General features: G+C 27.5%; 17 protein-coding genes. 2 read left to right on the top strand and 15 right to left on the bottom strand.

The genetic code is table 11. The features are described 5' to 3' along the window. Positions 1-22: 22 nt before the first annotated feature. The gene (locus HH195_RS04100; RefSeq protein WP_196371680.1) at positions 23-1,387 is read right to left on the bottom strand and encodes an MATE family efflux transporter; all 1,365 of its coding nucleotides are present in this window, start codon (positions 1,385-1,387) and stop codon (positions 23-25) included. Between the two features lie 85 nt (positions 1,388-1,472). Here HH195_RS04100 and HH195_RS04095 point away from each other — a divergent pair, with 85 nt between their 5' ends. Continuing rightward, positions 1,473-2,303, top strand: a complete 831-nt coding sequence (locus HH195_RS04095; protein WP_058993232.1) for a MerR family transcriptional regulator — start codon at positions 1,473-1,475, stop codon at positions 2,301-2,303. Between the two features lie 98 nt (positions 2,304-2,401). Here HH195_RS04095 and HH195_RS04090 read toward each other — a convergent pair whose 3' ends face one another. The 3 genes from HH195_RS04090 to HH195_RS04080 all read right to left on the bottom strand — a co-directional run bounded on the left by HH195_RS04090 (position 2,402) and on the right by HH195_RS04080 (position 4,090). Next, positions 2,402-2,866, bottom strand: a complete 465-nt coding sequence (locus HH195_RS04090; protein ID WP_058993230.1) for a dUTP diphosphatase — start codon at positions 2,864-2,866, stop codon at positions 2,402-2,404. Between the two features lie 117 nt (positions 2,867-2,983). Beyond that, positions 2,984-3,436 (bottom strand): prealbumin-like fold domain-containing protein, encoded by a 453-nt coding sequence (locus tag HH195_RS04085; RefSeq protein WP_055257797.1) that lies wholly within the window; start codon positions 3,434-3,436, stop codon positions 2,984-2,986. A gap of 105 nt (positions 3,437-3,541) precedes the next feature. Beyond that, complete coding sequence (locus tag HH195_RS04080) at positions 3,542-4,090, bottom strand: DUF1836 domain-containing protein (RefSeq protein ID WP_195924511.1); 549 nt, start codon at positions 4,088-4,090, stop codon at positions 3,542-3,544. 241 nt (positions 4,091-4,331) lie between these two features. Between HH195_RS04080 and trhA the strand changes: the two genes are divergently transcribed. Next, positions 4,332-4,979: a PAQR family membrane homeostasis protein TrhA gene (gene trhA, locus HH195_RS04075; protein WP_196371679.1), complete on the top strand. Its 648-nt coding sequence runs from the start codon at positions 4,332-4,334 to the stop codon at positions 4,977-4,979. A gap of 581 nt (positions 4,980-5,560) precedes the next feature. On the opposite strand, the gene HH195_RS04070 is transcribed toward trhA, so the two are convergent. From HH195_RS04070 to pyrB, 11 genes are all read right to left on the bottom strand, one after another. After that, entirely contained in the window at positions 5,561-6,988 is a 1,428-nt protein-coding gene (locus tag HH195_RS04070; protein ID WP_196371678.1) for an amino acid permease, read from the bottom strand. A gap of 464 nt (positions 6,989-7,452) precedes the next feature. Continuing rightward, positions 7,453-8,829, bottom strand: coding sequence for an amino acid permease (locus tag HH195_RS04065; protein ID WP_196371677.1), 1,377 nt, complete (start codon positions 8,827-8,829; stop codon positions 7,453-7,455). A gap of 409 nt (positions 8,830-9,238) precedes the next feature. Further along, positions 9,239-10,612, bottom strand: a complete 1,374-nt coding sequence (locus tag HH195_RS04060; RefSeq protein WP_196371676.1) for an amino acid permease — start codon at positions 10,610-10,612, stop codon at positions 9,239-9,241. Between the two features lie 367 nt (positions 10,613-10,979). After that, on the bottom strand, positions 10,980-11,687 hold the full coding sequence (pflA, locus tag HH195_RS04055; RefSeq protein ID WP_196371675.1) for a pyruvate formate-lyase-activating protein: 708 nt from the start codon (positions 11,685-11,687) through the stop codon (positions 10,980-10,982). A gap of 197 nt (positions 11,688-11,884) precedes the next feature. Next, entirely contained in the window at positions 11,885-14,113 is a 2,229-nt protein-coding gene (gene pflB, locus HH195_RS04050) for a formate C-acetyltransferase (protein ID WP_196371674.1), read from the bottom strand. Between the two features lie 425 nt (positions 14,114-14,538). Beyond that, positions 14,539-15,108: an orotate phosphoribosyltransferase gene (pyrE, locus tag HH195_RS04045; RefSeq protein WP_058993215.1), complete on the bottom strand. Its 570-nt coding sequence runs from the start codon at positions 15,106-15,108 to the stop codon at positions 14,539-14,541. Positions 15,109-15,160: 52 nt separating this feature from the next. After that, positions 15,161-16,060 (bottom strand): dihydroorotate dehydrogenase, encoded by a 900-nt coding sequence (locus HH195_RS04040; RefSeq protein ID WP_196371673.1) that lies wholly within the window; start codon positions 16,058-16,060, stop codon positions 15,161-15,163. Positions 16,061-16,077: 17 nt separating this feature from the next. Continuing rightward, positions 16,078-16,818: a dihydroorotate dehydrogenase electron transfer subunit gene (locus tag HH195_RS04035; RefSeq protein ID WP_196371672.1), complete on the bottom strand. Its 741-nt coding sequence runs from the start codon at positions 16,816-16,818 to the stop codon at positions 16,078-16,080. A gap of 25 nt (positions 16,819-16,843) precedes the next feature. Continuing rightward, the gene (pyrF, locus tag HH195_RS04030) at positions 16,844-17,713 is read right to left on the bottom strand and encodes an orotidine-5'-phosphate decarboxylase (protein ID WP_196371671.1); all 870 of its coding nucleotides are present in this window, start codon (positions 17,711-17,713) and stop codon (positions 16,844-16,846) included. A 12-nt stretch (positions 17,714-17,725) separates the two neighbouring features. Further along, positions 17,726-18,925, bottom strand: a complete 1,200-nt coding sequence (locus HH195_RS04025) for a dihydroorotase (RefSeq protein WP_196371670.1) — start codon at positions 18,923-18,925, stop codon at positions 17,726-17,728. 1 nt (position 18,926) lies between these two features. Beyond that, on the bottom strand, positions 18,927-19,850 hold the full coding sequence (gene pyrB, locus HH195_RS04020; RefSeq protein ID WP_055257822.1) for an aspartate carbamoyltransferase: 924 nt from the start codon (positions 19,848-19,850) through the stop codon (positions 18,927-18,929). Positions 19,851-19,975: the final 125 nt, after the last annotated feature.

Below are 19,975 nucleotides of genomic sequence, written 5' to 3'. Positions count from 1 at the left end.
CAATTAATATAAACTTCTTACATTAATTTTTTATACAATTATAAGATTTTAACAAAATATTTCCATACATGTATTCATCTCTAAACTTATAAACAAAAGTAAGTCCTAAAATTAAAGTTAAAATTTCTGAGAAAGGAACTACAATCCAAACTCCATTTACTCCTAAAAAAGCTGGGAATACACTAATTCCTATTAAAAACAATACCAATGTTCTCATAAGTGATATTACAGCCGATATTTTTCCATTAGAAAAGGCAGTAAACATACCTATGGTAAACATGTTAAATCCACTTATTAAGAAACTAAATGAAAAAATATCAAATCCATTTAAAGATATATTATATACATCTGTCCCCTTAACTGCAAAAGCTCCTATTAAAATTTCTGAACCTAATCTAGAAACTATAAATGAAATTAATGAAAATAAAAATATATAAATATAGCTATATTTTATTATTTTCTTTAACTGCTTCGCATTTTTGCTTCCAAAATTATAACTTATCCAAGGTGCTATGCCTGATGTAAATCCTAAATAAACAGCTATTAATAGAAAATTAACATAAAGTATAATTGTTATAGAAGCTACCCCATCTGCACCTAAAAAATTAATCATAACTATATTATATACAAAAGTAGTTACAGCTGATGATAATTGTGTAACCATCTCTGAAATACCATTTGTACAACTATTTTTTATAGTATTAAAATCAAATTTAAATTTTACAAAATAAAGTGTATTTTTTTTGTCTAAGAAATAAATTATTCCGATAATTGAAGGTATAGCATATCCTATGCTTGTTGCAAAAGCCGCTCCTGATACGCCCATTTTAAAAATTACAATAAACACATAATCTAATACTACATTAATAATTCCACCTAATATGGAAGTTACAAGTCCTAGTCTTGCCTTACCTGCTGTAACAAAAAAATAGTCAAAATACATTTTCAAAATTAGAAAAGGAGTAAATATTATCATTATCAAAAGGTAATAATAACAATTGTTATATAGATTATCGATAGAACCAAGAAACATAATTATAGGTTTTATAAATAAAATACATAAAACTGCAACAATAATTCCAAAAAATATTGAACAAACCGTTATAAGAGTAAATTTTTCTCTCGCTTCTTCTAATCTTTTTTCTCCCATTGTTTTAGCTACAATAGCACTACCCCCCGTTGCAAACATAACTGCTATTGCAGTTAATAAACTTATAACAGGATAAACTATATTTACTGACGATAATGCATCTGCTCCTACAAATCTAGATATAAAAACACCATCTATAATAGTATACATTGAGAAAAACACCATCATTATAACAGTTGGAATTGTAAACTTTATAATTGATAAAAATGTGATTTCTCTATCAAATAAATTTTTCATAAAACCTCCTCAGTAAAATATAAAATTCATGTATAATATATACTAAAGTATCCCGTAAGGTTATAGTCAAGAGAGGTAATTAAAAATGTCAGAATTAAAAAAAATTTATTTCCCAACAGGAAAATTTGCTAAACTATTTGGTATAAGTAAAAAAACCCTTTTTTATTATGATGAAATAGGGCTCTTCAAACCTGAAAAAATTCTCCCTAATGGATATAGACTTTACTCAAATACTCAAATTGAGTTACTAAATGCAATATATACATTAAAAGATGTTGGTATGAATCTTAAAGAAATTAAGAAATTTATAGATAAAAGAAATCCTAAAGATATTATAAACATCTTAAACTTTGAAATTGATGAATTAGAAAAGGAAATTACACGCCTTGAGCTAAAAAAACAAAGCCTTTTAAATAAAGTTAAGATTATAAATGAAGGTGAAAATTTCAATAATGATATTTATATAGAAATTCAAAAAGAAGAATATTTAATTTTTAGCAACAAACTTAATAATAATGCCGAAGATTTTTTTGACCTTCAAGAATACCTTTGTCACCTAACATACTGTTTTGATAATAATCTAAATATAGGTTACCCTGTGGGAATAACTATTTCAAAGGAAAATTTAGAGAAAGGTAATTTTACAGAGTATGAAAGGTATTTTACAAAGGTAAACAAAAACTTTTCTATACAAAATATTAAAATCAAAAAAGAAGGAACATATGTTGTGGGCTACTCAAAAGGATATTATGATAAAACTTACATTGCATATAAAAAAATTTTAAATTTTATAAACAAAAATAAACTCACCATATCAGGATGTTCTTATGAACAAGTTTTAATAGATGAATTTGTTACCCCAAACATAGACGATTATATAATAAAAATATCTATACCAGTAAAAAGCGAAATTTAATTGTTTATTTAAAATAAAGAGTTGATTTTAGATAAAATCTAAGTTTTTCTAGCATATCTAAAATCCAACTTTTTAATAATATATGTTTTAATATAATTTTATTTTATTCCTGTACTTCCAAATCCACCACGATCAGCATTTCCAAAGTGTTCAACCTCTTCAAATTCAATCTGTGGCATGACCTCCATTATCCTAAATTGTCCAATTTTATCGCCTTTTTTAATCCAAGTACCAACTTTCTCTTTTCCATCTTCTAAAATAATATCTTTTCCCTTAAGGCAAAATATTGGCATATGCCATTGGTCATTATCCCCTATATAAGTATCGTCAACTACCCCTACTGAATTTGTTTGTATTATTCCCCATGTTTTAAATGTTGAACTTCTTGGAGCTAAATGTCCTTCCCATCCAGTTGGAAGCTCTAGTGCAAACCCTAAAGGAATCATAGCCCTATCCCCCTCTTCCACAAATACATCTTTATTTGCATATACATCAATCCAATTACCTTTTGATATTTTCTTTAATTTAACAGCATTTTCAAAATATTTTATTCTAATCTTCATAATATGTATCCATCCTTTCATGTCTTTCTTACCTTTTAGCAATTAATTATATCATAAAAAAATATATAACCTCTAACAAATTGTTAAAGGTTATATACTTTAAAACTTTTATATTTTCTAACAATTGCATTGATGTTTATGATGTTTGCGTGGTGGCAAATTTATTACTGTTATCCTACCTTCTGGATTATTATCAGTTAATTCTATTCTAAAATCTCTATCATACTTTGGAATTAAACAGTTATCAGGAACTACTTCTCTAATTGCATAACTACCACTATTTAAACACCTAAAAACAACTTTTCCTTCTTTATCTGTAGATTTACAATCTATAAGCTTAAATCCAGGCGCCTTACAATCATTAATTAAATATAATTCTATTTCAACATCTTCTAATGGTTCACCATCTTCACAGCATAAAACGCTTGTAACTATTATTCTGCCCATTCCAGATTGAGGTGGATCCCATTGATCACATTCTCCCAAGTCATCATAATTACATATATTGCATGGATCATATTCATCTTGTAAATATTTAACAAATTCATCTAGGTTAATATTTTTATCCAAAATGTAAACCTCCTAAACATTATCTTAATACAATATATGAGTTTTATTTATTCATTGTGATAATTTTTTTATGTTTAGTTGATATAACTTTCTTTTACGACATTGTTAAAATAAATCATCTACAATTTTTTCACAAAGCCGTTTATACATATTTGCCTTTGCAGCTAAATATGTTAAAAGAAGTAATTTTTCTTCCTCTGCATTTAAATTTTCTAATTCTTTTGTTATATTTAAAATTTCTTCTTTAATATCATCATCATTTTTACTTATCATTTTTAAATGCTTTTTATAAAGATTTTCTAAATCAATTTTATCTGCACTATTTTCATCATAACTTTTAACTATATTATTAAACGCAACCTTTATATCTGGAATAGATATAACACTTTTAAGTTCATAAATTAATATTATTAAAATTATATGATTTTTGCTATACTTTTTATTCTTTATGTCCATAAAAAGATTTCCCTTAGAATAATTATTTATCATGGTCTTGGTTAATATTTTATCTTCTTCATTTCTTTTTAAATATCCTAATTTATTTTCAAAAAGTTGAATTACTTGATCCATATAAAGGTCTATATCTGGTATATCTTCTAAGGTAATAAAGTTATTGATTTTTACATCCTCTACTAAAGAATTTATATCTTTCACAATCCTACTCTCCTATCATACGGTTTTAAAAACTATATATCACTTTTCCTATATATTTTATTATCTTTTCTTAATAAAATCAATATTATTGTACTAGTTTAAAAATTATATTTTTTATTATTAACATTTATCAGTATATATCATATTATTATAATATTATGATATATAGTTTTTAAAACTATATATTGTTTTTATTATATTTATATAGTATTATATTAACATTATATCCCAGGAGGTTAATATGGAAAAATATTTAAGAGAACCTTTAAACAGTTTAACTCACTTAATTGGAGCATTTTTATCTTTAATAGCCTTAATACTTATGTTAGAAAAAGCTTTAGCATTAAATAGCTCTACTTTATCTTTAGTATCTGTCACTATTTTCGGAGTAAGTTTAATTTTATTATATTCCACATCTTCTATTTATCATTTAATTATAGGAAATCCTAAAGTTATAGCTTTTTTTAGAAGACTTGACCATTCAATGATCTTTATTTTAATTTGTGGAAGTTATATGCCTTTTTATTTAATTCTTTTACAAGGAAAAGCCAGAATAATCCTAACTACAATAATAATTACCCTAACCATTGCTGGAATTTTATTTAAAATGTTTTGGTTTAATTGCCCAAGGTGGCTTTCAACAGCACTTTATATAGGAATGGGTTGGATTGCTTTATTTAGTTTTCCCCTATATAAAGTAATAAGCTTATATGCTTTTTTATGGTTACTTTTAGGTGGTATATTTTATACAATAGGAGGTATAATTTACGGATTAAAACCTAAAACATTAAAATTAGGTCGCTTTGGACATCATGAAATTTTTCATATCTTTATAATAGTGGGAAGCCTTTGTCATTTTATTTCAGTATTTTATTATGTACTTATTTAAAAAATAACTAAAAACTATTAGTGTTTTATATAAAATATCAATTAAATTTGTATATGCATATTTATAATAAAAAACTCTTTATTTTCTAATTTAAAATTTTATATTTATGTAAAATTTATTTATTTTTAATATTAAATGATATATAATGTTGGGGTATGATTTAATCTAACTTAAGTAGATAATTTCTACAAAAGGAGAAATACTTTGAAATGTCCTAATTGTTGTACCAGATTTACTTTGCTTCAACGCTTAAATACAAATATTACAACTTCAAAAGAAATACAATGTTTGAATGTAAAACCAAATATAAAAAAATAACTTCTTTTAACTGCTTGTGTGTCGTTCTTTCATATTTTACATCTATTTTCATTGCCGAAATACTTATAAAATTTTCTACAATAAATGAATTTTTATTAATACTTATACTTATTAATATTCTATCTATCATATTTTATATTATATACATTTTATTATGTGGTAATTTTGTAAAATACGAAATAGTAACTGATTTATATAATAATTAATTTAAATCTATTTTTTGAAAGTAAATAAGAGACTGAATAATTCAGTCTCTTATTTTATTAATTAAACTCCTCCACTATTTGAGGATTCTTTGAAATTTTTAACTTTTCTTGTTTTTTAGCATAAGCTCCAACTTTTTTACGTGAATATACAAAGTAAAATATAAGTATTACAGCTAAAAATATTCCAAATTCAATCCATACAGTTAATGATAAGCTAACTATTAAAAAACCACAACATAATATAGATAGAATTGGGACAATAGGTACAAATGGAGTTTTAAATCCTCTTTTAAATTCTGGATTTGTTTTTCTAAAAACTATAACAGATACTGATACTAATAAATATACTAAAAGCAATGACATAGTAGATAAATCTGCTAACTGATTAAGATTTGCAAATCCTCCTAAAATAGCACCTATTCCTCCAACTACCCATAAAGAAATTATTGGTACATTTTTAGAATTTTTTTTCTCTAATACTCTTGGTATAAGCCTATCTTTACTAAGTGCTGAAAGTATTCTAGATGTTCCAAAACAATTAGCAAATATTATTGATAAAAGTCCAATTACAGCCCCTATTGACAGTATACCAGCTGCTAAATGTTGTCCAACAAATTCAAGTGCATAAGCTAATGCATCTGATTTATCAAGTTCTCCAAACGGAATCATCCCTGTTACAATCAAAGACACTATTATATAAATTACTGCACATATAACTATTGATGATATTAACGCTATAGGCAAAGTTTTTTGAGGATTTTTACTTTCCTCCGCTGCTGAAACTGTAATATCAAACCCTGTATAAGCTAAAAATAAAGTTGATGCACCACTAAATATTCCAGTAAAACCAAAAGGCATAAATACAGCCCAGTTGTTAGTGTTAACATAGAAAAAGCCTACACAAATAAATATTATAACTACAGCTATCTTTATTAAAACAACAATATTATTAAACCTCTTACTCTCTTGAGTTCCTAAAGATAATATATACACTATAAAAAGAGTAACTAAAACTGCTGGTAAATTTATAAAACCACCATTTGCAATGCTTAATGACAAATAGCTTGGAAGATGTATGTTAAAATTTGCAAGTAATCCTTGAAAATAAGCTGACCATCCACTAGCTGCTAAACCTAACGATAAAATATATCCAAAAACCACAGATAAACCTGAAACATATGCAAAAATTTCACCTAATGCTACATATATATATGTATAAGAACCTCCAGCACTATGAATTGATGATCCAAATTCAGCATAACATAAAACAACAAATATAGATGCTATTCCAGCTATTATAAATGATATAATCTCTGCAGGTCCTGCCGTTGTGGCAGCTACAACCCCAGGTAAAACTAACACTCCTGTACCTATAACAGCACCAATACTCATAAGAGTTAAATCCATAACTCCAAGCCCATGCTTGTTTTCCCTCTTTCTTTCGCCTCTAAACATATGAGGGTCTTGCCTTCTTATTAAACTCATTCAATCAACCTCCAATGTCTAACACTTTTTTGAATAATCATTATATTATATAATTCATATGAATTTTAAATTTATTATTTATTCATATATGTCTTTTTATTATCACAATTGCTTTTATATCATCCGCATAAATACTACATTTTTATGTTGGAATTATATAATATTAATTTTATTTTTAATATATCCATCACTTCCTTATGCATAATTTTATATCATTCTTGCATTTATTTCAATAAGAAAAAATTTACTTTTTAAAAAATTTACATATTAACTGCATAAAAAATTATTAATTTAATAATTAAAATCCACTTTTATTGAATTAAAAAATATTTATGATATTTTTTAAAACTCATTATTCATTTATAATGAAATTCTATAAAGCCAATTATTAAAAATTACTTACTTTAAACAAATTAAAAGAAGATTATCTTATAACATGATTAAAGTTATAAGATAACCTTCTTTTAATTATTTTTATTTAATTTAGAATTCCTACTTGAGTAAACAAAATAAAATATTATAGCTATTAATAAAAATATTATAAAATAAATCCAAATTATTAGCGAAATATTTATCATTAAAAATACACAGCATGCAGCTGCTAATATTGGTATAATAGGCACAAACGGAGTTTTGAAGCCTCTTTTAAATTCTGGATTTGTTTTTCTAAAAACTATAAGAGATATTGATACCATTGAATAAACAAAAAGTAACGCTATTGTCCAAAGATGAGCTAATGCTTCTAAATTTACAAATCCACCCAAAAAAGCTCCCACAAATCCTACTATTAATAATGCTGTAATCGGAACATTTTTAGAATTACTTTTATTTAAAAATTTAGGCAACAAATTATCTCTACTAAGTGCTGAAAGTATTCTAGATGTTCCAAAACAATTAGCAAATATTATTGATAAAAGTCCAAATACTGCCCCACAAGATAAAATAGTAGCTGGTATTGGTTGACCTACAAATGTTAAAGCATAAGCTAAAGCATCACTTTTATTTAATTCATTATACGGAATTATTCCTGTAACTATAAGTGATACTACTATATAAATAATCCCACAAATAACTATTGAAGATATAAGAGCTATAGGAAGTGTTTTTTGTGGATTTTTAGTTTCTTCTGCTGCTGATGCTGTAATATCAAAACCTGTATACGCTGAAAACAATGTTGATGCTCCTGTAAATACCCCTCCAATTCCAAATGGCATAAATACTGCCCAATTTCCTGGTTTTACATAAAATACTCCAACTATTATGAATATAGCAATTGCACTTATCTTTACCAAAACTACTATGTTGTTAAACTTTTTACTTTCCCTAGTTCCTAAAGACAATATGTAAATTATAAGAAGTGTAATCAATATAGCTGGTAAATTTACTACACCACCATTTGCAGGTATAGTAGAGATTGCTTTAGGCAAGACCACTCCAAATGTTTGTAAAATATTATTCAAATACGATGACCATCCATTAGCAATTACACCTATTGCTAAAACATATCCAAAGACTACAGCCAAACCGCATACATATGCAAATATTTCTCCTAAAGAAACATATATATATGTATAAGACCCTCCTTCACTTGGAACAGATGAAGCAAACTCTGCATAACATAAGACAACTAATATAGACGCTATCCCAGCAATTATAAAAGAAATTATTTCAGAAGGCCCTGCCATAGTTGCAGCTACTACTCCTGGTAAAACTAGCACACCTGTTCCTATAATAGTCCCTATGCTCATTAATGTTAAATCAAAAACTCCTAAATGACGTTTCTTTTCTTTTTTATCTCCCGTTTTAAATATATAGGGATCTTGCTTTTTTAATATATTCAACTAACTCTTCCTTTCTTTAAATAAATTTAAATATATATGCCAATTTGCCAAATCATTTATGAATGTTTTTTTTAAAAAATTTCATATTTTTTATATTTTTTTTACAAATATAATTCTCATTATTTATATTTACCTTTTTAAACATCATATATGAAACTTTTTTTTTATATAATTCACAATTTATTAAAATTTCATTTGATTTTCAATTTTAAATTACTATTTTAAGCTATTTAATAGCTATATATTGCGTGAATCTTTTTTTTTAAAACTTGCATATGAATTATTTTATATTATTCTTGCATTTTAATCAATGTTTATTTTTCCCATATTATTATTTGAAATTTATATTTTAACTTTTTTAACAATAAAAATGGATCATTAAAAAATATTTTTTAATGATCCATTTTTATTATTTATTTAATTTAGAATGCTTTCTTGAATAAGCAAAATAAAATAATATAGCGAATATTAAAAATGCTATAAAATAAACCCATGTCATCAATGAAAGATTTATCATTAGAAATAAACAACATATTATTGCAATTATAGGTATAACAGGCCCAAAAGGAACTTTAAATTCTCTTTTAAATTCACTATTAGTTTTTCTAAATACCAATACTGATAATGCTACCATAAGATATACAAATAATAAAGCCATGCTTGCAGAGTTCGCTAAACTATTTAAATTTATAAATCCTCCCAAAATAGCTCCTATTATTCCTATACTCCATAAAGATACTGTTGGTACACCTTGCTTATTTTCTCTTGCAAAGACTTTAGGTATAAGCCTATCTTTTCCTATATTAGCAAACATACGAGAAGTTCCAAAACCTACCGCAAAGATTATGGCTAATATTCCAAGTATTGCTCCAACAGATAAAAAACCTGAAACAACATTTTGTCCAACTTTAATTAAAGCATAAGCTAACGCATCCCCTTGATTAAGCTCTTTATAAGGTATCATTCCTGTCAAAACAAAACTTACTAAACAATAGATTATAATACATGAAACTATAGATAATATAAGGGCTTTAGGTAAGGTTTTTTGAGGATTTTTAGTTTCTTCTGCTGCAGATGCTGTAATATCAAATCCAGAATAAGCTAAAAATAAAGTTGAAGCTCCACTAGCTACTCCTGCTATTCCCATAGGTAAAAAGGGAGTCCAATTTTCAGGTTTTATGTAAAATACACCTACTACTATAAATAAAAGTATTACTAAAATTTTAATCACAACAACTATATTATTAAAACTCTTACTCTCTTCCCCCCCAAAAGATAAAATAAATATTATAAAAAGTGTAACTAATATGGCTGGCAAATTTACAATTCCCCCTTGACCTGGAACTTTACTTATTACATCAGGAATACTTATGTTAAACACTTCTAAAAATGAATTTAAATATGAAGCCCATCCACTAGATACGATACCTAATGACAAAACATATCCAAACATTACAGCCATACCAACAATATAAGCAAGAAACTCTCCTAATGCAACATAAACATATGTATAAGACCCACCCGCACTTGGAATTGATGATGAAAACTCAGAATAACATAAAACTATAAATATAGATGCAATTCCTGCTATTATAAATGATAAAATTTCTCCAGGCCCAGCAGTAGTTGCCGCTACCACCCCTGGTAAAACCAACACACCAGTACCTATAACAGCTCCAATACTCATAAGAATTAAATCTAGCGTTCCTAACGTTCGCATCTTATTACTATTTTTAGATTTTAAAACTATATCATTAACATTTTGTTTTCTAAACAAATTCATCCATTATTTCCTCCTCATCATCTTCTTTAGTTAGTTTTATAATTTAACAGTAAAATATGTATTCAAACGATAAATATTTTATTATACATATAGCAAAAATATTATATAATATTTGTTTTAATATTATTTTAATATTTTATTATTAATATTTTTATTAATTAATTATATATTTATAGATTTTTAATGTCAATTTATTAATTGTTAATATAGTTTTAAATATCGTTTTCATAAAATAGATTAATAAAAAATTTACATCTTACCAAATTATTTCATCATATAATAAACAAAAAATGTAAAATAGATTTTTCTAAATTCATCTATTTTACACTATTTTTAATCTTATATTTATTTATAATTTATATTGAAATCAATCAAAAATTTCCTTCTGCATTTTTTTAAGTTTTTCCTTATCCATAGGTTCTACTCCTTCTAATCTATACTTCATTTTCATTACTTCATACTTATTACTTCCTAAAACATGATAAGGTAAAAGCTCCACTCTCTCAACATTTTTTAAAGTATCAATAAATTTTTTAATATTAATTAAATGCTCTCTACTATCTGTAATTCCTGGAACTACAACATGACGAATCCACATTTTTTTATCCTTTTCTTGAACGACTTTTAAAAAATTTAATGATTCATTTATAGAGTGTTTAACTAAATTTTCATATTTTTCACTATCTATATGTTTTATATCAAATAAAACAAGATCAGTATATTTTAAAATTTCTTCATACATTCCATCGCCAACGCCAGCAGTATCTATGGTTGTATGAATTCCGGCCTCCTTACAAAGTTTTAACGTTTGAATTAAAAATTCTTTTTGAAGAAGAGGTTCTCCCCCAGAAAAAGTTACACCACCACCTGATGATTCAAAATAAGTTCTATATTTTTTTATCTTCTCCACAAGCTCATATGGTGTATATTCCATTCCCCCATTTTTATCCCAAGTATCTGGATTATGACAATATGCACATCTTATATTACATCCTTGCATAAATACAACAACCCTTATACCAGGTCCATCAACAAGTCCCATACTTTCAATTGAATGAATTTTTCCTTTTACCACGTTTTTCTCTCCCTTAGTTATAAAAATTTATTTAAATATTTGATTCTTTTAAAATTACTATTTACATTTTATAAATTAAGGGCTGTATAAATCATAAATAATCTTTAAAATTACTTTTACATAAATTTAAATATCATTTAAGCTTTTAACACAGCCCTCTTATTTTTATATCAATCTATTATACTCTATAAATTAAACTATCTTGAAGTATGGAATGTTCTGCTTATAACCTCTAATTGTTGATTTCTAGTAAGTCTTGTAAAATTAACTGCATATCCTGAAACTCTAATTGTTAAAGTTGGATATTTTTCTGGATTTTCCATAGCATCTATTAATGTTTCTCTGTTAAATACATTAACATTTAAATGATGTGCGCCTTGTTTAAAATACCCATCTAAAAGTGCTGAAAGATTATTAACCCTTTCTTCTTCACTTTTTCCTAAAGCATCTGGAACTATTGAAAATGTATTAGATACACCATCTTCACAAACTTCACAATATGGTATTTTAGCAACTGAATTCAAACTAGCTAATGCTCCACTATTATCTCTTCCATGCATAGGATTAGCTCCTGGTGCAAAAGCTTCACCCGCTTTTCTTCCGTCTGGAGTTGAACCTGTCTTCTTACCATAAACAACATTTGAAGTTATAGTCAACACTGATAATGTGTGCTTAGCATTTCTATATAGTGGATGCTTCTTAAGCTCACTTGAGAACTTCTTAACAACATCAACAGCTATATCATCAACTCTATCATCATCATTTCCGTATTTAGGGAAATCTCCTTCTATTTCAAAATCAACAGCTATACCATTTTCATTTCTAATCGGTTTAACTTTAGCATACTTTACTGCACTTAATGAGTCAGCAACAACTGAAAGCCCTGCGATTCCAAACGCCATAAGTCTTCCAACCTTTGTATCATGAAGAGCCATTTGACCAGCTTCATAAGCATACTTATCATGCATAAAATGAATTACATTCATTGTATCCACATAAAGATTTGCAACATACTCTAAAACTTTATAATAATTCTCTTTTAATGATTTATAATCTAGAACTTCATCAGTTATTGGCTTTAATCCTTTTATTACAACTTTTCCTAATTTTTCATCTATTCCACCATTTATAGTGTATAAAAGTGCTTTTGCAAGATTTGTTCTAGCTCCAAAGAATTGCATTTGTTTTCCAACTTGCATTGCAGAAACACAACATGCTATTGCATAATCATCTCCATACATAGGTCTCATAACTTCATCATTTTCATATTGAATAGAATCAGTTTTTATTGATATCTCTGAGCAGAAATCTTTAAAGCCTTTTGGCAATCTATCAGACCATAAAACAGTAAGGTTTGGTTCTGGTGCTGGACTTAAATTTACTAATGTTTGAAGATATCTAAATGAATTTTTAGTAACTAATGGTTTTCCATTTACACCCATACCACCGATTGATTCAGTTACCCAAGTTGGATCTCCTGCAAATAATTCATTATATTCTGGAGTTCTTAAATGTCTTACAAGTCTTAACTTTATTATTAATTGATCTACAAGCTCTTGTGCTTCACTCTCAGTTAAAACTCCATTTTTTAAATCTCTTTCTATATATATATCTAAGAAAGTAGAAGTTCTACCAAATGACATTGCTGCACCATTATTTTCTTTTACTGCAGCTAAATATCCAAAATATAACCATTGAACTGCTTCTCTAGCATTTGTAGCAGGGCTTGATATATCATATCCATATCTATTTGCCATTGATTTTATAGCATTTAAAGCCTCTATTTGCATGCTAACTTCTTCTCTTGACCTTATAGTTTCTTCTACTGTTGTAGCTTCTATATTATCATAATCTTTTTGTTTTTCATTTATTAAATAATCTATACCATAAAGAGCTATTCTTCTATAATCGCCTATTATTCTACCTCTACCATATGCATCTGGAAGACCTGTTAAAAGCCCAGCAGATCTTGCAGCTCTTGTTTCCTTAGTATAGGCATGGAAAACACCTTGATTATGAGTTTTTCTATATGAATTGAAATGACTTCTTATTTCATCATCCATTTTAAATCCATACTCTTTTAAAGATGTTTCAACCATTCTCATTCCGCCAAATGGATTTACAATTCTCTTAAGAGGTGCATCAGTTTGTAAACCTACTATAATTTCATTATCTTTATCTATATAACCAGCATCATAGTTATCTATTCCTGAAACTCTATCAGTTGAAACATCTATAATACCTTTTTTTATTTCTTCAACTATCAAAGCTTGTACCTTATCAAAAACTTTTTGAGTTTTTTCAGTAGGTCCTACTAAGAAACTTTTATCACCTTCATAAGCTGTATAATTTTTTTGTATAAAATTTCTTACGTCTATTCCTTCTGACCAAGCGCCTTTATTAAAGCCTTCCCATTGTTTAAACATTAAAAAATCCTCCCCTAAGACAAATTATAAATACTAATATTTGTCATAATTTTAACGAAATTTATTAATTTAAAAAGAATAATTTCATTACGATACTATGATATTATCATAATATACTATTTTTGTAAAGATATCTATTTTTTTATATTAATAATATATTTTATAAATATTTTAGATTTTAATATTTATTTTTTATTAATGTGCATTTAATTTGCACCTTTGTGAAAAGTATAATTTATTATTATTTTTTAATCAATATATTTAAAAATTAATTAATACTTTGTTAAATTATTATTTAATTTTTTTATATATATTTACATACTCAATAATATTTATATATAAAAAGACATAGATTAGAACCTTTATTACTCCTTAATCTATGTCTATACTATTACTAAATACACACTCTAATGTAATTTTAAAAATTATTTTATATTTCTACTACCTGGTTTTACGTAAGGTATTTTCCCTTCTTTGCATAAAGGACAATCTTCTGGGTCATAGCTTTCTATATCAAGCTTTATTGCACTAAACATTGGAAAATCAGTAACTTTTCCTGATGTTCTATCAACTATACAAATTACTGCTACAACAACTCCGCCCTGCTCCTCTATAACCTTAGCAGCCTCTTTAAAACTTTTTCCTGTTGTTACAACATCCTCAGTAATTATAACTCTTTGTCCTTTCTTTATTTCAAACCCTCTTCTTAGAGTCATTTCCCCATCTACTCTTTCAGTAAATATTGCAGTTTTTCCAAGTTGCCTTCCAAGTTCGTAAGCAACTACAACTCCTCCCATTGCAGGCCCTACAACTAAATCACACTCTATGTTATTTTCTCTTATCTTATCAGCTACAACTTCTAAAACCTTAGCAGCTTTGTCTGGATGTTGAAGTAATTTTGCACATTGACAATATCTATTTGAATGTCTTCCTGATGATAGTAAAAAATGCCCTTCAAGTAATGCTCCAACTTCTTTTAATGTTTCTATAACCATTTTTATGTCCTCCTAAATATCTTTTTATCATTTATTTTCTATATTATATATCTTATTTAATGCATCCTATAATTTCATTTATGCTCTTTAATCCTTCTCTTTTACAGTAATCTTCTAATCCTTTTACAATTTCAACTCCAGCTCTAGGATTTACAAAATTCACTGTTCCGATTTGAACTCCAGTTGCACCTACCATTAAAAATTCCAATGCATCTTGCCAAGTCATTATTCCTCCAAGACCCACTACTGGTATATCAACAGATTTTACAACTTCGTAGACCATTCTAAGAGCTACAGGTTTTATAGCTGGACCTGAAAGCCCTGCTGTTATATTATTAAATACTGCTTTTTTAGAGTTTACATCTACCGCCATAGCTTTTAATGTATTTATAAGCGATATCGAATCAGCTCCAGCTCTTTCACAATCCTTTGCCATAGATGTTATATCTTCTGCATTTGGAGATAATTTTACCATTAATGGCTTTGTTGTAACTTTTCTAACCTTTGATACAACTTCGTATGCTACGTCACTTTTTATTCCAAAAGCCATTCCTCCTGATTTTACATTAGGACATGATATGTTAAGTTCTATCATATCCACATCTGTTTTATCTATTTTAGACACGGACTTTTCATAATCTTCAATTGTAGCACCACCAATATTGGCAATTACCACATTCCCAAATTTCCTCATCTTAGGAAGTTCACTTTCAATAAATGCATCTATTCCTGGATTTTGAAGACCTACTGAGTTCATTATTCCTTGTGGGGTTTCAAATATCCTAATCCCATCATTGCCTTGTTTCTCTAAAAGAGTAAGACCTTTTGAACTTATCCCACCTAAAATTCCTACATCATAAAATTCGTTATATTCACTTCCAAATCCAAATGTACCTGAAGCTGCAATGACTGGATTCTTAAAATCTACACCACTTATATTAACTTTTAACATATGTCTATCCTCCAAATTTAAAACTCAACATCAAATCCGTTAAATACCGGACCATCTTTGCAAGTTCTTTTATTTCCTGATTTTGTTTTACATGTACAAACTAAACAAGCGCCAACACCACAAGCCATATGTTTTTCCATAGATACATAAACATTAATTCCTTTTTCCTTGCACATTGAAACTACTTTTTCCATCATTACAGACGGTCCACAACACAAAACTGTATCATACTTTGAAAGCTCTAATATATCTGTTATAAATCCTTTATGCCCATATTTTCCTGAGTTAGTTGAAAGTCTTATCTCATCTACATACTTTAATAAAACATCTTGTAGATAAACATCATCTCTATAACCCCCATAAAAATCCATTTTTATATCTTCATTATTTTTTCTAAGAACCTTAGAAAGTTCAACAAGTGGTGCAATACCTATTCCGCCACCAACTAATGCTACCTTTCCATAATCTTTGCTTGTATCAAATCCATTTCCAAGAGGTCCTACAATCTCTATAATATCTCCATTTCTTAAAGTTTTAAATTCTTCTGTTCCCTTTCCAACTACTGCATATACAAAAGTTATTTCATTTCCATTAACTTCACACACACTAATTGGTCTTCCTAAAAAAGCTGTTTTAGGCTTTAACATGTAAAATTGCCCCGGCTTAACAATAGTATCATGAATAACTTTTAATGAATAAATTCCGTTACATATTTCCACATTTTCTTTAACTTCAGACTTTAAGTAATCCATTTTCATATTCTTTAGCTCCCTTTATTCTTCGTTATTTTAATTCTAAAATTGCATTTTTTATAGCATCTCTCATAACTACTGCTTCTTTTCTTGAACACTCTGCGAAATGTTTAGAGTCTTCCATTGCTTTATGGGCTAAAAGAATCTTTCTTGATGAATTTACAACTCCACCATTTCCATTTTTTAAATACATAACAACATCAGATGCTGTTCCACCTTGTGCGCCATAACCTGGTATTAAAAACATCATTGTATTTAACTTTTCTCTCATTTTTATTGCTTCCTCAACATGTGTACACCCCATAACTCCACCAATTGAGCTATAACCATGTTTCCCTAAAAATTTTTTTCCTATTTCATGCACTTTTTCGCCAACAACTTCATACACTCTATTCTTATCTTTTGTTTCTATATATTCTATATCTTTAGCACCATCATTTGAAGTTCTAACTAAAACAAACAATCCTTTATTGTTCTTTTCAACATAAGGAAGATATGGCTCTATACTATCCATTCCCATATATGGATTAAGAGTTATAAAATCACTCTCAAAATCTCCCTCAAAATGAGCCTTAGCATACATTGAAGCTGTAGCAGCTATATCCCCTCTTTTTATATCAGCTATTATAATGGCATCTTTCTCTCTTAAATATTTCAATGTTTTTTTATAAGCCGTAAGACCTTTAATACCCAATGCTTCATAATAAGCTATTTGAACTTTAAAACAAGCTGAAACATCTAATGTTGCATCAATTATTTCTTTATTGAAGTTAAAAATCATATCCTCTTCATTTGTAAATTTAGATTTAAATTCTTCTGGTATATAAGATAAATTAGTATCTAATCCTACACAAACTACTCCATTTTTTTCAACTCTATCATATAACTTATCAGCTATCATTTTATAATCCTCCTAAAATTCACCTTTATATACTATTTTTCCGCCCTTTATAGTTAAAACTACATTTCCATAAACATCTTCTCCATGAAACGGCGTGTTTTTACTCTTTGATACTAGTTTTTCTCTATCTATTTTTATCTTTTTATTTAAATCTACTAAGACTAAATCTCCATTAAATCCTATTTCAAGTTTTCCTGTATTTAAACCTAAAATCTTTCCTGGATTATAACTCATAATCCTACTTAAATCATTTAAACTTAATCCATTGTTTTTAACTAATACCGTATAACATATCTGAAATGCAAGTTCTATTCCAGTCATTCCTGGAGAACCTTTATCCTTTTCTTCATCAGTATGAGGAGCGTGATCTGTTCCTATACAATCAACATATCCAAGTTTTATAGTATCTATTAAAAATCTTACATCTTCTTTATCTCTTATAGGAGGATTTACTCTATAATTACTTTTTGTATTATCTAATCCTATGTGATGAGGAGTAACTTCACAAGTTATGTTAGCTCCTGATTTTTTTCCTTCTATTATATATTTCATAGCTTCTATCGTGCTAACATGAGCCATATGAAGTCTACATCCTGTGTACTTTGCAAGCTCCACATCCCTTGAAGTCATCATATTTTCAGCAAGTCTCATATCTATCTTAGAAAACTCCTCACTTTCAGCATGCGACATAACTATCCATTTATTTTTTTTTGCTATATTCATAGCCTCTAACATAACTTTAGAATTATTAACGCCTCTTCCATCATCTGAAATTGCTTTAACGTTTTTATTTCCAATGAAACTTTCTAGATGACTTAAATCTTCTCCATTTAAATCTTTAGTTATAGTCACAACTGGATATGCATCTACAAGTCCTATCTCTTTTGTCTTCTCTATTACATAATTAAATGTTTCTAAAGAACTACAAGTTGGCTTTGTATTTGGCATTAAAACAACTGTTGTATATCCACCTCTAACTGCTGCTTTTGAACCTGTTTCAATATCCTCTTTGTGAGTAAAACCAGGATCTCTAAAATGAACATGAGTATCTATAAATGAAGGCATTAAAGTTAATCCTTTAGCATCTATTATTTCACAATTTTTTTCTAAATCTTTCCCTATTTCTTTTATTAAACCATCTTCTATATATAAATCGCCATAAAAATTATGACTTAAATCTATTATATTAGCATTTTTAATAAGTAAATTCATCTTACTTACCTCCTAAAAGTTTAACAATTAATGCCATTCTTACATACATCCCAAAACGTGCTTGTTTAAAGTAACATGCTCTATTATCTTCATCTACCTTAACATCAATTTCATTTACTCTTGGAAGTGGATGCATAACTATTGTATCCATTTTTGCTAATTTCATTTTTTCTTCATTTAGAATATAAACATCTTTAAGCCTTTCATATTCATCTTGATTTTCAAATCTTTCCTTTTGAATTCTTGTCATATATAATATATCAGAATTTTTTATTCCTTCTTCTAGACTTTCTATCTCTATATACTCTATATTATTTTTATCTAAAACGTCTTTTTTTATATAATCTGGTAATTTTAGTTCTTTAGGTGATATTAAAATAAATCTATTGTTTTCATATCTTGATAAAGCCTTTATAAGTGAATGCACGGTTCTTCCAAATTTTAAATCGCCACACAATGCTATTGTATTTCCATGTAATTTACCTTTTAAATTTTTTATAGTTAAAAGATCTGTTAATGTTTGAGTTGGATGTTGATGTCCTCCATCCCCTGCATTTATAACTGGAACACTAGACGCAATTGAAGCTTCTTTTGCTGAACCTTCTTTTGGATGTCTTATTGCAATAATATCTGAATAACCACTTACTATTTGAATAGTATCACTTAAACTTTCTCCTTTTGAAACAGAACTTGAATTTGGCTCTGAAAAACCAATTACTTGACCACCAAGTCTTAACATAGCAGCTTCAAATGAAAGCCTTGTTCTTGTACTTGGTTCATAGAAAAGAGTAGCCAAAATTTTACCTTTGCATAAATCTTGGTACTTACTTGGATTTGCTATTATTTTATTTGCTAAATCTAAAATTTCTTCTAGTTCTTCCACTTTAAAATCTTGTGGATCTATTAAATGTCTTCCTTTTAACATATTGTTCACTCCTTTTTAACCTCTCTGTGTTAAATTTAAAGAAGAAAAGTTATACAAAAACGTCTTCCTACCTTAAGGAAGACGTTATAACCTCTACATCTATGTAATCTACGGCATAATCTCAA

It is taken from the genome of Candidatus Sarcina troglodytae, from assembly GCF_015708635.1.
In the GTDB taxonomy this organism is placed as follows: Bacteria; Bacillota; Clostridia; order Clostridiales; family Clostridiaceae; genus Sarcina; species Sarcina ventriculi.
Note: the sequence above shows the minus strand (reverse complement) of the source record. Positions and strands in the feature narration are given on the sequence as shown.